This window comes from Pelorhabdus rhamnosifermentans (genome assembly GCF_018835585.1).
Classification (GTDB): Bacteria; Bacillota; Negativicutes; order UMGS1260; family UMGS1260; genus Pelorhabdus; species Pelorhabdus rhamnosifermentans.
This window is the reverse complement of record NZ_JAHGVE010000004.1, coordinates 97,450-111,812: the sequence shown is the minus strand read 5'-3', so window position 1 is coordinate 111,812 and position 14,363 is coordinate 97,450. Positions and strand designations below refer to the sequence as shown.

Below are 14,363 nucleotides of genomic sequence, written 5' to 3'. Positions count from 1 at the left end.
GTTTCAGTATTGCTATAATCACTGTTGAAAGATGTCGACATCTTCAAAAAATCTTTTCACCTAAGGAGTGCTTATTCATGAATGTGCCACAAAATAATATTTTAAAAAAACAACCGATTGAAAAACATTTAGAAAAGCCATTAAAAAAGCCTGCACAATCTGTAAAACAAAATAAAATTGAATTTCCCCCTGTTAACTATCCCCCTGTATTAACCAATCGTTGGGGAGACACGGATATGATGGTTGAATGATGTCCAAAGCCTCTATTTATATTGTTGCTTCGGCAATCATATTTAGCACCATGGAAATTGCAGGCAAACTCCTTGCAACAGATATCAATCCCTTACAATTAACTTTCTTACGATTTTTTATTGGAGCACTCGTATTACTTCCTTCAACAATTCAAATTATGATTCATAAGCAGATTAAACTAACCAGAACAGACTTAGGTTATTTTTTTCTAACCGGATTTCTCGGCATTGTGATTAGCATGTCTTTTTTTCAACTGGCCCTCATCTTTACCCCGGCCTCCACTGTAGCAGTTATCTTTAGTACCAACCCCATATTCATGATTCCATTAGCTTATTTTCTTTTAAAAGAAAAGCCCACCAAAAATACGATCATCTCTTTGATATTCAGTATCATCGGCCTCGCTTGTATCTTAAATCCCTTCAGTATCAGTACAGATTACAAAGGGATTCTATTATCCATCTTATCGGCAATAACATTTTCGCTCTATTGTGTAATAGGGAAAATGAAATTTGCCAAGTATGGCAGTCTTGTTATGAATTGTCTCACCTTTTTAGCAGGCGATCTGATCTTATTTCTATTGATCTATCTGTCCAATCTTTCACCTTGGATTCGCATGAATGAAAATACCCCATTTGAATTTTTAGCTCATATTTCCTTCTGGAAGGGCATAACTTATAGCAATCTTGCTGTTCTGCTGTATTTAGGAGTGATTGTAACCGGATTTGGATATCTGCTTTATTTTCTCGCTATTGATGTAACCTCTGCCACAACAGCCTCCATTATATTTTTTATTAAACCAGCACTCGCACCTTTGCTCGCCTTAATCATCTTAAAGGAAAATATCGCCTTTCACACAGGTATCGGCATATTACTCATACTCATTAGTTCCTATAGTACTTTGCAATCTATTATACGCCCCACCAATCATTCAACTGTATCCACAATGAAAATATCACATCAACATTAAACAATGCAAAAAAAACCGACTTATTTGATAAAAAACCATCTCTTGGAAAAAAAACTTATTATAGCTTTCGGAAGGGAATGAGTATCATGACGAATGGATATTTTTGTGGTGAATATGATGAATTCACACGTAACGAAGATGGAAAAAAGGATAATAAGATAACGTTTGATGATAAACTGGTCTTTGGTGTTTATGTATTATTTTTATTTGTATTTTTAGCTATATTATGGTGCCGCTGAAAGAATTTTAAATATAGAAAACATCTCTTGACTGATATATCAAGAGATGTTTTTTATATCTAAAATATAAATCTCGGCGGGACTGCGCCGGTATTTCACCGGACTTTCCTATTAAGCTCTTAAGGGCACCTATTTCCATCTATATGAAATTCTATTGGATTCATACATTTTCTTGCTATTTATTGTAACATAAGTAAATTGATCCGTCAAAAGTAAATGGCAACAGCCACGGATACGTTCATCAATCTCTTGCTGCATACAATAAGCAATACTCTGTGCCACTCTTTCCATATAGCTGATTCTTATAAACTTACATCTGCTTCAAAAGAGCCGTGAGTTCCTCACGGTTCAACTGATACTTCTCCCCACAAAAATGACAAACTAGTTCAGCTTCACCGATTTCAATCAGTTCATTAAGCTCTTTCGTGCCTGTACTAATCAAGGCTTTTTCTACCCTATCGCGTGAACAGGTGCACTGAAACGCAAGCGGCTGCTCAGCGTGATAGCGAATTTCAAGTCCCTGACAAGCCGCCTCAATCAAACTTTTGGCTGACTGACTTTCTTGAATCAGCGTCGTCACAGCCGATAGTTTTGTAAGATTGGATTCAACTACAGCCAAATCAGACGGATCCGCATCAGGCAAGGCTTGTAAAATAAATCCACCGGCAGCGCTTACGGAAAGATCCGGTTCAACAAGTACGCCCAATCCGACACTCGATGGAGTTTGCTCCGACGTATATAAATATTGCGTAATGTCTTCAGCAATTTCGCCCGAAACAAGCGCTGAGCTGCCAGTAAAGGGCTGTTTCAGCTTGGTGAAACGCGTCACAAATACATTGCCTTGTCCTACAGCCTTGCTTACATCAAGCTTGCCAGCTGCATTAAGCGGTAAATCAAGATGCGGTTCACCTACCATACCACGCACGGTTCCCTGTGCAGTCGTATCAGCAATAATTTCACCTAGCGGCCCATCGCCAACAATCCGAACCGTTAATAATTCTGCTGTTTTTAAATTTGCCGCTAACAACAACGCCGCCGTCATTGTCCGTCCTAATGCGGCACTTGCAACAGGATAGCAGTCATGGCGCCGCCTAGCTTCCTCAACAAGTTTCGTAGTCACAGCCGCATAAATGCGGATACCGTTGCCTGCTGTGGCAGTAATGAGATGGTCAGACGGGTCAGCCATAGATTTCCTCCTTAAGAACTTCGCCATTGTCAATCGCAATGAGCTGAATTTTGTGATCAACTAAGAAAGCCATGGTTCCCCTGTTATCTGGACGCTTAGACATGGCAGGCGACCCAGGATTTAAGAGAATTACACCTTCCGTCTTTTTCAGCACAGGCACATGCGTATGACCGCTAATAAATAAATTGGCATGATAGCGTTTGGCGAGCTTCACCTTTTCCTCATCAGACAATGTATGACCATGCTGAACAACAATCTGAAAGTCTCCCTGCTGCAAAAAAATCAGCGGCGCATAAAGAGGCCAGTCTAGCACCATACTATCTACCTCTGCATCACAATTCCCTTGTACAGCATAAAAAGGCACTGGAAGCTTATTCAACGCGGCACTTAATACTTTGGGCTGATACTCAGCAGGAATGTCATTCCGCGGCCCATGATAAAGCACATCACCAGCATGAATAATACTATCAATATTTTTCATATGCTCTCGATACATGATTTCCCACGTCTGAGCACAGCCGTGCGTATCACTGACAACGGCTATTTTCATAAAAATCACCCTTTATTTCCCTGGTAATATTTGTATTTTTAATCTATGTTTTTCAATAGATTAGCCATCTCAATAGCTGACATTGCAGCGTCAAATCCTTTATTTCCTGCTTTTGTGCCACCGCGTTCAATAGCCTGTTCAATGTTTTCTGTTGTCAGCACACCAAAAATCGTCGGTACGCCTGTTTCAAGACCCACATGAGCGATGCCTTTGGAAACTTCACTGCAAACATAATCATAATGCGAAGTGCTGCCACGAATGACTGTTCCTAAACAAATAACGGCATCATACTTTCCGCTTTTTGCTAATTTCTGTGCAATAATAGGAATTTCAAAAGCACCGGGTACCCAAATAGTATCAATATCTTCTTCTGCCGCGTCGTGCCGAAGCAATCCATCCATCGCTCCAGTTAACAGCTTTCCTGTAATAAACTCATTGAACCGTGCAACAATGACGGCAAAACGCAATCCTTTGGCAGTTAATTTTCCCTCATAAACATGTGACATTTTATTTTACCTCCTCATATTGTTTCAGTAAATGGCCGAGTTTGGCTTTTTTCACCGATAAATACCGATTATTAAATTTGTTTGCCCGAATTTCCAGTGGTACGCGTTGACTGATTTTGAGTCCATAGCCTTCCAGTCCCGCCCGTTTCCGCGGATTATTTGTTAATAGACGAATGCTTGTTAATCCAAGGTCAGCCAAAATTTGGGCTCCAATGCCATATTCGCGAAGATCCGCGGCAAAACCAAGTAATTCATTGGCTTCGACTGTGTCTTTTCCGCCATCTTGCAAAGCATAGGCACGAATTTTATTTGCTAAACCAATGCCACGACCTTCTTGACGCATATACAGTACAACGCCCTCTCCTTCAGCTTCAATGCGCTTCATAGCCGTAATAAGCTGATCACCACAATCGCAGCGCAGCGATCCAAATACATCGCCTGTGAGACATTCAGAGTGGACACGGACAAGTACATCCTTCTTGCCTGCTACATCCCCTTTAACGAGTGCAACATGACACAAATTATCCAAATCGTTTTCATAAGCCACTAAATGGAACTGACCATATTTTGTTGGCATATTCGCTTCCGCCGCCTTGTGAATGACCCGCTCATGACTCTTGCGATATTTGATAAGATCAGCCACAGTAATGAGTTTTAAATTGTGCTGCTTCACGAATTCCTTCAGTTCCGGAACGCGTGCCATGGAACCATTACTGCTCATAATTTCGCAAATAACTCCCGCAGGATAGAGTCCTGCCAGTCGGGCTAAATCAACAGCAGCCTCTGTATGCCCGGTTCGACGTAAAACGCCACCTTCACGATAACGCAGCGGAAAAACATGACCGGGCCGACGTAAATCTGTTGGTTTAGTCTCCGTCTTGAGAACAGCTTGAATCGTATCACAACGCTCAAAAGCCGAGATTCCTGTCGTTGTCGTCTTAGCATCAATAGAAACAGTAAAAGCTGTTTCATGATTGTCTGTATTATTTTCTACCATCGGGCAAATGCCCAGTTCATCCAGACGACTGCCAACAACAGGCATGCAAATTAATCCCTTACCATAAGTTGCCATGAAATTTATCGCTTCTGGCGTTGCTTTTTCAGCAGCCATGAGCAAATCACCCTCATTTTCACGATCCTCATCATCCACAACAACAACCATCTTGCCTTGTTTAATATCTTCAATGGCTTCTTCAATTGTACTAAACATAGCTAAACCTCCTAGTATTTTATTATAAAAAACCATGTTCACCTAAAAATCCGGCTGAAATGCCAGAAGGAGAAACAGGCTGACCTTCCTGATTCGCTGAACAATGCAGCAGTTTTTCTATATAGCGTCCCAAGATATCTGTTTCTAAATTCACGAAACTTCCCCGCTTTTTTTCAGCAAGAGCTGTGACAGCATAAGTATGAGGAATCAAGGAAACACAAAAGGCTTTTTCTGTACAAGAAACAACAGTCAAACTAATTCCATCAATGGCTATAGAGCCTTTTCTCACAATATATTTCATGACATCAGGCGTGCTTTCAATGGTCAGCAGCACTGCAATATCGTCTTTTGAAATTCCCGTAATCTTGCCAATACCATCAACATGGCCACTGACAATATGACCACCTAATCTGTCACCGATGCGCAACGTCCGCTCTAAATTTACGGCGGCACCTGTCTGTAATTCTTTGAGTCCCGTCTGCTTGACTGTTTCTGGCATGACATCGGCAACAAAAAAGCTATCACCCTGATCTACTACAGTCAGACAAGCGCCGTTTACAGCAATACTGTCACCGATTTTGACATCATCAAGTATCTTTTTTGCTTCGACTGTCAAGCGTACCGAGCGAGCTGTAGCTGTTATTTTTTTTATTCTACCACATTCTTCCACAAGTCCGGTAAACATCACGCGCCTCCCTGCTTTTTATGTAACCGCTCACCATGAGATCACTACCAAACTGAGTTATACTGACTTCTTCCAATTCATAGGCAGCAGCGATGTCCGCTACTCCCGGGCCAGCAACAGGCGAAGGTGCATTTGTTCCGCCGAAAATTTTCGGAGCAATAAACCATTCCACTTTATCCACAAGGTTTTCGGCCAAAACAGAGCTATTCACGCCAGCGCCTCCCTCAACCAAGATACTTGTCAAGGGCCGCTTGGCCAGCTCAAAAAATAACGGACGCAAATCAATGCCGCCGACTCCAGACGAAACAAGCATGACTTCGACACCACATTCCTTAAGAGCCTCAATTCTTTCTTGCGGTGCCGCCTCAGTTACAGCAATAATGGTTGGCGCCTGTTTATTCACGACGACTTGGCTTGTCAGTGGCGTACGTGCTAAACTATCCACAATGATTCGTGTAGGCTGGCACCCTTCTCGATCAGGTAAGCGCGTCGTAAGCAGCGGATCATCGGCAAGCACCGTTCCAATACCAACTAAAATGCCGTCATATTGATTGCGCAACAGATGGACACGCTGCCGGGCTTCATCTCCTGTAATCCATTTTGATTTTTTCGTTGCTGTAGCAATTTTTCCATCTAGTGTCATGGCTGCCTTTAATAATACAAAAGGCATATGAGATGTAACCCATTTCACAAATGCTTCATTAAGACGCACAGCCTCAAGGCAGCAAACACCATCAATTACTTCGATTCCCTGCTCACGAAGACGGCGCAGGCCTTGACCTGCTACAAGGGGATTGGGATCAGTAATGGCAACAACAACTTTCGCAATCCCAGCTGAAATAATGGCTTCTGTGCAAGGACCCGTACGCCCTGAATGACAACAAGGCTCAAGTGTTACATAAAGCGTTGCTCCCTTGGCCTCGTCGCCAGCCTCACGGAGAGCATGAATCTCAGCATGCGGCGTTCCAGCCATATGATGGTAACCTTGTCCAATCACTTGATCCTCTTTAACAATGACCGCCCCAACAAGCGGATTGGGTGTTGTACAACCTGCAGCCAATCGTGCTAATTGAAGAGCCTGCTTCATATAGTGCTCATGAATTTTGATTTGATTTTGCATAAAATCACCACCACTCTTCTAAAACATTACGCAAAATGCGCATATAAAAAGCTGTTTTCAAGCCTTGTAAGAAAATCTTACAATGGGGCTTAAAAACAGCTCAAATAACAAGCAATACTTGTGCGCCTTTTTTCATCCAGACTTTACTGTCGGCTCCGGAACTACACCGGATCAACCATTACGGCTCGCGGGCTTTACCGCCGGTCAGGAATTGAAAGAACTTCTTTCTCACCTGGCCCCAAAGGCTATATTATTATATTTTATCGAGGTCATATCCTCAACTTACATATAGTTTACCACAACCAATCAGCCTTAGCAACCCTTAAGAAGCTGAACAGTCTCCTTCATGTCCTGAGCAGAATAAATAGCAGATCCTGCCACAAGAATAGTTGCACCTGCTTGAATAGCTTCCACCGCATTTTGAGTCGTAATACCACCATCTACTTCAATATTCGTACTAAGCTTTTGTTCATTAAGCATAGCTCGCAAGCGCTTAATTTTATGTAAAGTAGAGGGAATAAAAGATTGACCACCGAAACCTGGATTGACAGTCATAATAAGAATCATATCAATATCCTCTAGGACTTCCTCAATTAAGGTCAGAGGTGTAGCCGGATTCAAAGAAACCCCCGCTTTCATACCCAAACCATGAATTTCCTGTAAGGCTTTGTGCAAATGATGCGTTGTTTCGGCGTGAACCGTAAGAATATCGGCACCTGCCTTGGCAAAAGGCGTAATAAACTCCTCGGGATTGGTAATCATGAGGTGCACATCAAAGGGTAACTTTGTTACTTTACGGATGGCAGCAACAACAGGTGGACCAAAGGTGAGATTAGGCACAAAATGACCATCCATCACATCAATATGGATAAGATCGGCACCCGCCTCTTCGACTCGTTTTATTTCGTCAGCCAGGCAAGAAAAATCGGCTGATAAAATGGATGGAGCAATTTTAATTGTATTCATGATCTATACCCCTTTTTATTTGCTTGTATCTCATGAAGAATGGCTAAGTAATTTTCATAACGGCTTGAACAAATTTCATCTTGTAATACAGCTTTCTTCACCCCGCACTGAGGCTCACGGTCATGCAGGCAGGAACTAAATTTACAAGGAGCTTGAAGCTCATGGAATTCAGGAAAGCAATCTCGCACTTCTTGTTCTGCCATATCAATAAACTCCGTAAAAGAAAAACCCGGTGTATCAACAACAAAGCCATTCCCGATCAAGGATAAAAGTTCGGCATGACGGGTTGTATGCTTGCCGCGGCCAATTTTTTCACTTAAATCGCCTGTTTTAAGTAACAGCCCTGGTTCAATTGCATTTAATAGAGTTGATTTACCCACACCACTCGGTCCGGCAAACACGGAAATATGATCATGAAGTAACCGACGCAAGTCCTCAATACCCTCATGCTGTTTGGCAGCAACAATGAGCACAGGATAACCGATAGCGCGATACATATCGGCTACTTGTTCAATTTCCTGCCGATTCGCAAGATCAACCTTGTTAAAACACAGCACAGAATGAAGCTGAGAAGCCTCAGCAAGAACAAGAAAGCGATCCACAATTTGCAAACTAAAATCAGGATGACGACAGGCAAAGGTAAGAACCACTTGATCGACATTGGCCACCATGGGACGCTTTAACATGCTCACACGTGGCAAAATGGCTTCAATCGATCCTTTTTGTCCGCTGCTTACGGTGTACTCCACTTGGTCACCAACAAGCAAGGTAAACCTTGCTTGTTTTAACCGTCCTCTCACTGTGCAAAGAACAATTTTGGATTCCTTGTCTGTTTGTACAGCGTAATAGCTATTGTATGCCTTTACGACGATTCCTTTTAACAGCATAGCCGAATTCCTGCCAATTCCCATCACTCCTATAATGTTTGCTCTTGCAAAAGCCCGCCGTTAATATAGATTTGGACACGCACAGAGCCACTGCCTTCCACTTGCTTTTCAATCTTATCGCCTGGCTTATGTACGTTCTCATAAACAACACGGCGACCATTAGAATCAGTTACAACAATTTGGACTGCTTGACGAACAGGCCCATCTGGCACAGTAATGGAGACAGTCGCCCGTTTGGCAGAACTGCCTGCTTTAGCCACAGTAAAGTCAACTGCTCCACCTTCAACAAGTTCCGAATTGGGTGCTGGACGTTGGTCAATAATGGTGCCTGGAGGATATTTATCGCTAGCGACCTCAGTCACATTCCCTACTTTCAATTTCAAATTATCTAATTGTGCCGAAACAGCACTCAAAACTGTTCCCCTAAAATCGGGTAACATCTGCTTCTTCACTGCCGCCTTATTTACCACAATATCCACTGCCGTCCCCTTGCTTACTTGAGCAGGTGGACGAGGATACTGACTTAAAACAGAATCAGGCGGTGCATCACTAGACGATTGCTCGTCAACCTTGCCTAATACAAGACCGGCATTTTTTAGCGCAATTTCGGCATCGCGGCGGCTTAATCCCCGTAAATCAGGCACAGATGTCACTTCACCCCCACGGCTGACAATCAAATTAATTGTCCGTTGTTCCTTTACAACACTACCTGCTTCAGGGGTTTGCGAAATAACCTGTCCAGCAGCCACTTTATCATTAAATACTTCCGAGACGGAAACTCTGAGATTATGGCTTGTCAAAATATTTTTGGCCTGCTCCACGGATTTTCCTGTTACGTCAGGCACAGCCACTTCAGCTCCACTCCAAAATTTACCAAATGCTAAAAAGGCACCACCAGCAAATCCTAGTAATAAAAAGAATACAATTGCAATGGCCCAGGCTTTTTTCCGACGCTTATTGGCAAGTTCCATTGCGTTCGGTTGCAACGCTGTTGTTCGGTCATGTCCACTGTCACGTAAGGCTTCATTCATACCTGTTAAGAGCTGTGTCGGATATTCTTCACGAGAAATACGCCGCGTGCTGTCATCACGCAAATAACCTTGTGCCAAATGGAGATCATTAATCATTTCACTAATATTAGAGAATCTGTCTTCAGGCTGTTTCGCCATCGCTTTTAAAACAATCGCCTCGACTAACGGCGGAATTTCTGAATTAATCTGGCAAGGAGGAACAGGTTCCTCTTGAATATGTTTAATAGCAATACTAATGGGTGAATCGCCTTCAAAAGGCACCTTTCCTGTCAGCATTTCATAGAGAACAACACCCAACGAATAAATATCTGATTGCGCACTAACAGGAGCTCCCTTGGCCTGCTCTGGGGAGAAATAATGTACAGAACCAATAATCGTACCCGTATGAACCATCGTAGCCGACGTAACAGCACGAGCAATACCAAAGTCCGTTACCTTAATACGTCCCGATGTTGTTACCATAATATTATGCGGTTTAATATCACAGTGAACTAAGTGATTTTGATGGGCATGTTCGAGGGCCTGCGCAATTTCATCGGCAATATGGACGGCATTTTCAACAGACAAAACACCATCACGATCAATTTTATCTTTCAGTGTCTCACCTGATATGTATTCCATGACAATGTAATAAATTTCTTCATCTATCCCAACATCATAAACATTTACAATGTTTGGATGAGATAATTTTGCTGCTGCTTGGGCCTCCCGGCGAAATCTTGTTACAAATTCCTCATTGGTCGTGAACTGCGAACGAAGTATTTTTACAGCCACAAAGCGATCTAATAACTCATCATGAGCCCGATACACTTCAGCCATTCCACCACCACCTACTAATTCCAGCAAGGTGTAACGGTGATCAAGAGTACGGTTTATCAGCAAAATCATTCACCTCCTTAATGTAGTACTGCTGAAAAAACTTGCCTAGCTATTGGGGCCGCGATTGTGCCGCCAAAACCACCATTTTCAACAATTACGGCAACTGCAACAACCGGATGTTCTGCAGGTGCAAAACCAATAAACCAAGCATGATCCTCACCATGAGGATTTTCAGCTGTTCCTGTTTTACCAGCCACAGAAATGCCTGATATGCCAGCGCCACGGCCAGTTCCCTGGTCAACGTCAGAAACCATCATCTGCTTGACAAGGAAAGCAATTTCAGGTGTTGTCGCAGTCAGCCACTCATGCGGCGAATACTGTTTGACGATACTCCCCTGTGCATCAACAATTTTATTCATCAAATAAGGTTCCATCATTTTACCCTGATTGGCAATAGCGGCAGCAAGCATAGCCATGCGAAGCGGTGTTACAAGCAAACTAGCCTGACCGATACCACTTTGCGCTAAATCACCGTCACTTAACTGCGGAAAATCAGGAAGGCGAGACATAGATTCCGAAATAGAAGGATCTAAGGATTTTTGAAAGCCAAAACGGTCATAGGCTTTGGCCAGTCGTGCACGGCCTAACTCTAAAGCAATTTTGCCAAAAACAACGTTGGATGATACAGCAAAAGCTTGTTGTAATGTAAGATTTCCATAAGCTTTATCATTAATTTCATGAAGTACATAATCAGGCGGAATCTTTAGCATACCCTTTGATTGATAGGTTTTGTTGATCGTGGCGACATTTTCAAATAGAGCCGCTTCGGCTGTTAATACCTTCATCGTCGAACCCGGTGGATAAAGTCCCTGTACAGCACGATTCAGCAAGAGACCCTCTGTCGAAGTAGAAATGGATTGCCATTCTTCTTCAATGTGGTTTGGATCAAAGGCAGGTTTCGTGACAAGCGCCAGGATTTGGCCTGTTTTCGGTGAAATAGCAACAACAGCCCCTTTATGGTTCCCCAGCGCACGATAGGCCACTTCTTGTACATTGGCATCCACATTCAAAACAACAGAATGGCCATGCCGCGTAAATAAAACATGACTAATGGCACCAAAATAGCGCCAGGGATCACTCATACCAGATAATTCGCCATTAGCAGTGCTTTCTATTCCTGTTTTACCCAATTTATCACTGGAATAGCCAACAAGTTGTGCAAACAATCGGCCCTCCGGATAAACACGCTTATAACCATCAGAGTCTAAGCGGCTTTGAGCGAGTATCTTGCCATTTTTATCAAGTATCGCACCCCGTTCTACTTGTTTCATTAAGAGTGCACTCCGGCGATTCAGCGGATGAGATGATAAAAAGGAACCTTCGTAAAATTGAATATAAGTTAAATAGAAAATTAGTACTACAAGTAGTGTAAGCAAACTATAGGCAACTTTACGAATGGCGTCTGCTAGTGGATTATTCATAAGCAGACCTTCTTCCTGATACAGAGTAAAGCATAGCAAGTAAAATGAAATTAGAGACAATGGCACTCCCACCATAACTAATCCAAGGAAGAGGAATACCTGTCAAAGGAAAGAACTTAATGACACCACCGACAATAAGAAAAACCTGCAAAGATAAGACAGTAGCGAGTCCTCCTGCTACAAGCATTAAATAAGGGGTGGGAGCCTGAAGGGACGTTCGAAAAGCACGATAAATCAAAAAAATATAAAGTAGCATCACAGCCGTAGCGCCAGCAAAACCCAATTCCTCACCAATAGCAGCAAAAATAAAATCCGTATGAACTTCAGGAATCAATTCAGGAAAGCCATAGGTCAGTCCACTACCTAAAAGACCGCCACTGCCTAAAGCAAACAAGGATTGAACAATCTGAAAGGCCCGTCCTGACGGATCAGACCAAGGATTGAGCCAAATATCGACCCGCGTTTGAATATGAGAATAAAACTTATAACTAACAGCACTACCACACAAAAAGAGCAGTGAGCCAATAGCTAGGAAGCTTGCCTTGCCGCTCCCCATATAAACCATAATAATGACTGTTCCAAAATATAACAGGGCTGACCCGAAATCACGTTGAACAACATACATGACACTCGTTAATATCCATAAAAAAATAATTGGTGCTAAAAATCGGAACTCAGGAATTTCAAGAAAGGCATAACGTTTCGTAGCAAAGCGTAATAATTCGCTGTTTTCATCTAAATACCCTGCTAAAAAAAGGACGACAAAAATTTTAGCAAATTCAGAGGGTTGAAACCGAATCGGACCCAATACAATCCAGCTTTTATGTCCGCCAATATCTACGCCAAATAAAACAGCAGCTAGCAAAAGTCCAATCCCGATAATGCCAAGAACATACTTATAATCAGCTAATTTTTCTAGTTTACGAAAATAGTAGGTACTGACGGTAAAGACAAGAAGCCCGAGTGAAGTCCACAGCGCCTGAAGCTCAAACAACGCTGGTTTAAGACGATAAATCATGATCAATCCAATTGCTGCCAAGACAAAAGAACAAGGAAATAAGAAAGGATCGCCAACAGGATTCATTTTACGAATAACTAAATGAACGACAGCCCCAAGTACAATGATAGCGAGTGCAATGGCTAGTGCCTTCACATCAATAACACCACGTGCCAGACTCACTGCAAGCAACCCATTCACAAAAATGACTGACGCAATGAAAAACAGCCATCTTTCCTGACGGGAACAAAGAGTTGTCATCTTAATCTACCCCTGTATAATGAGCTAAAATCACAGTAATATTATCGTGACCTCCTGCAGCTAACGCTTGTTGAACAAGGCAATCAATGGCAGACTGGCCATCCTCACGGGCTGCAACTAACAATTCGCTGATTTTATCTTCAGAAACAAGTCCGCTAAGACCATCTGTACAAAGCAGTATGACATCTGTTTTTTCCCATTCTAAATGACCTGAATCAACTAAAATTTTGCTACTTGTTCCAACAGCCCTTGTTAAAATATTTCTTTGGGGATGGACGGCTGCTTCTGCTTTGGTAATCGTGCCATTACGCAGTAATTCACCAACAAGCGAATGATCATCTGTAATTTGCTTGAGTTCACTGCCATGAAGAAGATACATCCGACTATCGCCTACATGGGCCCAGTAAAGAAGATTATCTACTACATAACAAGCCGTTACGGTAGTACCCATTCCCAAATACTGCCGACCTTGCTGCGAACGTTCGTAAATATGCTGATTAGCCAAATGAACAGCTCGTTCAAGCATCTGCTCAATATGCTCACTATCGAAGTGCTCATCAATATATTGGGCAATCGTCGTAACAGCTAATTTACTTGCAATTTCACCTGCCACATGCCCCCCCATTCCGTCGGCAACAACAAACAGGTTCGGCGGTTGAAATGCAAATTGATCTTCATTCACTTCACGTACTAAACCAATGTCTGTTTTCACAAAAGCTAACACGTTGCTCACCTCTCAAACCGAAATATGACAGCCCCGATCCGAATTTCATCACCCGGACTGAGCATCCATTCTGCCTGGATCTTGGTTTCATTAACAAAAACACCATTTCGACTATGTAAATCAGTTAGAACATAATCTTGCCTGACAGGGCTAATACAGGCATGTTCATACGAAACAAATGGATCTTCTAAAATAACCGTATTATGCTTGTTGCGCCCAAATGTTATTCCTTCATGAATGACATACTCTGTCTGAAGATGCTGTTCACTCCCTGGATTCATCACAACAAGTCTTGCTGCACTTTCTTGAATAGAATCCGTCTGAGCAGCAGCTTGTGGCTGCTTTGAAAGATCACCGTAGCCGAAATGAATGATGCGATATAAAAAATAATAAATTAAAAGCAATAAACTATACTGCAAAAACATCCCAATGATTGCAAAAGTCTGACCAATACTAATGACAGGCAAAGCTATATGCGTCAC

General features: G+C 42.4%; 16 protein-coding genes and 1 riboswitch. Of the genes, 3 read left to right on the top strand and 13 right to left on the bottom strand.

Annotation, left to right across the window (positions count from 1 at the left end; all coding sequences use genetic code 11):
* Positions 1 to 77 precede the first annotated feature (77 nt).
* The 3 genes from Ga0466249_RS06630 to Ga0466249_RS06620 all read left to right on the top strand — a co-directional run bounded on the left by Ga0466249_RS06630 (position 78) and on the right by Ga0466249_RS06620 (position 1,458).
* Positions 78 to 251, top strand: a complete 174-nt coding sequence (locus Ga0466249_RS06630) for a hypothetical protein (protein ID WP_215828658.1) — start codon at positions 78 to 80, stop codon at positions 249 to 251.
* Positions 248 to 1,219 (top strand): DMT family transporter, encoded by a 972-nt coding sequence (locus Ga0466249_RS06625; RefSeq protein ID WP_215828657.1) that lies wholly within the window; start codon positions 248 to 250, stop codon positions 1,217 to 1,219. Before Ga0466249_RS06630 ends, Ga0466249_RS06625 begins: the two co-directional genes overlap by 4 nt.
* An 86-nt stretch (positions 1,220 to 1,305) precedes the next feature.
* Entirely contained in the window at positions 1,306 to 1,458 is a 153-nt protein-coding gene (locus Ga0466249_RS06620; RefSeq protein WP_215828656.1) for a hypothetical protein, read from the top strand.
* A gap of 310 nt (positions 1,459 to 1,768) precedes the next feature.
* Here the strand turns inward: Ga0466249_RS06620 and hslO are convergent, their stop codons facing one another.
* The 13 genes from hslO to Ga0466249_RS27505 all read right to left on the bottom strand — a co-directional run bounded on the left by hslO (position 1,769) and on the right by Ga0466249_RS27505 (position 14,363).
* The gene (gene hslO, locus Ga0466249_RS06615; protein ID WP_215828655.1) at positions 1,769 to 2,644 is read right to left on the bottom strand and encodes an Hsp33 family molecular chaperone HslO; all 876 of its coding nucleotides are present in this window, start codon (positions 2,642 to 2,644) and stop codon (positions 1,769 to 1,771) included.
* A complete protein-coding gene (gene yfcE / locus Ga0466249_RS06610; RefSeq protein WP_215828654.1) occupies positions 2,637 to 3,194 on the bottom strand; it encodes a phosphodiesterase in 558 nt (185 codons plus the stop codon). The genes hslO and yfcE overlap by 8 nt, the downstream gene beginning before the upstream one ends.
* A 38-nt stretch (positions 3,195 to 3,232) precedes the next feature.
* Entirely contained in the window at positions 3,233 to 3,700 is a 468-nt protein-coding gene (ribH, locus tag Ga0466249_RS06605; RefSeq protein WP_215828653.1) for a 6,7-dimethyl-8-ribityllumazine synthase, read from the bottom strand.
* A gap of 1 nt (position 3,701) precedes the next feature.
* On the bottom strand, positions 3,702 to 4,910 hold the full coding sequence (locus Ga0466249_RS06600; protein ID WP_215828652.1) for a bifunctional 3,4-dihydroxy-2-butanone-4-phosphate synthase/GTP cyclohydrolase II: 1,209 nt from the start codon (positions 4,908 to 4,910) through the stop codon (positions 3,702 to 3,704).
* Between the two features lie 22 nt (positions 4,911 to 4,932).
* Entirely contained in the window at positions 4,933 to 5,595 is a 663-nt protein-coding gene (locus tag Ga0466249_RS06595) for a riboflavin synthase (protein ID WP_215828651.1), read from the bottom strand.
* Positions 5,564 to 6,715 (bottom strand): bifunctional diaminohydroxyphosphoribosylaminopyrimidine deaminase/5-amino-6-(5-phosphoribosylamino)uracil reductase RibD, encoded by a 1,152-nt coding sequence (gene ribD / locus Ga0466249_RS06590; RefSeq protein ID WP_215828650.1) that lies wholly within the window; start codon positions 6,713 to 6,715, stop codon positions 5,564 to 5,566. Before ribD ends, Ga0466249_RS06595 begins: the two co-directional genes overlap by 32 nt.
* Before the next feature lie 120 nt (positions 6,716 to 6,835).
* Positions 6,836 to 6,965, bottom strand: a riboswitch (FMN riboswitch).
* Positions 6,966 to 7,027: 62 nt separating this feature from the next.
* Positions 7,028 to 7,681 carry a ribulose-phosphate 3-epimerase gene (gene rpe / locus Ga0466249_RS06585; protein ID WP_215828649.1) on the bottom strand — a complete coding sequence of 218 codons (654 nt, stop codon included), beginning with the start codon at positions 7,679 to 7,681 and terminating at the stop codon, positions 7,028 to 7,030.
* Positions 7,678 to 8,592, bottom strand: a complete 915-nt coding sequence (gene rsgA / locus Ga0466249_RS06580) for a ribosome small subunit-dependent GTPase A (RefSeq protein WP_246588526.1) — start codon at positions 8,590 to 8,592, stop codon at positions 7,678 to 7,680. Before rsgA ends, rpe begins: the two co-directional genes overlap by 4 nt.
* Positions 8,593 to 8,597: 5 nt before the next feature.
* A complete protein-coding gene (gene pknB / locus Ga0466249_RS06575; RefSeq protein WP_376769291.1) occupies positions 8,598 to 10,481 on the bottom strand; it encodes a Stk1 family PASTA domain-containing Ser/Thr kinase in 1,884 nt (627 codons plus the stop codon).
* Between the two features lie 14 nt (positions 10,482 to 10,495).
* Entirely contained in the window at positions 10,496 to 11,899 is a 1,404-nt protein-coding gene (locus tag Ga0466249_RS06570) for a peptidoglycan D,D-transpeptidase FtsI family protein (RefSeq protein WP_215828648.1), read from the bottom strand.
* On the bottom strand, positions 11,892 to 13,157 hold the full coding sequence (locus Ga0466249_RS06565) for an FtsW/RodA/SpoVE family cell cycle protein (RefSeq protein WP_215828647.1): 1,266 nt from the start codon (positions 13,155 to 13,157) through the stop codon (positions 11,892 to 11,894). The genes Ga0466249_RS06570 and Ga0466249_RS06565 overlap by 8 nt, the downstream gene beginning before the upstream one ends.
* A 1-nt stretch (position 13,158) precedes the next feature.
* Entirely contained in the window at positions 13,159 to 13,881 is a 723-nt protein-coding gene (locus Ga0466249_RS06560; RefSeq protein WP_215828646.1) for a Stp1/IreP family PP2C-type Ser/Thr phosphatase, read from the bottom strand.
* A 5-nt stretch (positions 13,882 to 13,886) separates the two neighbouring features.
* Complete coding sequence (locus Ga0466249_RS27505) at positions 13,887 to 14,363, bottom strand: FHA domain-containing protein (RefSeq protein WP_215828645.1); 477 nt, start codon at positions 14,361 to 14,363, stop codon at positions 13,887 to 13,889.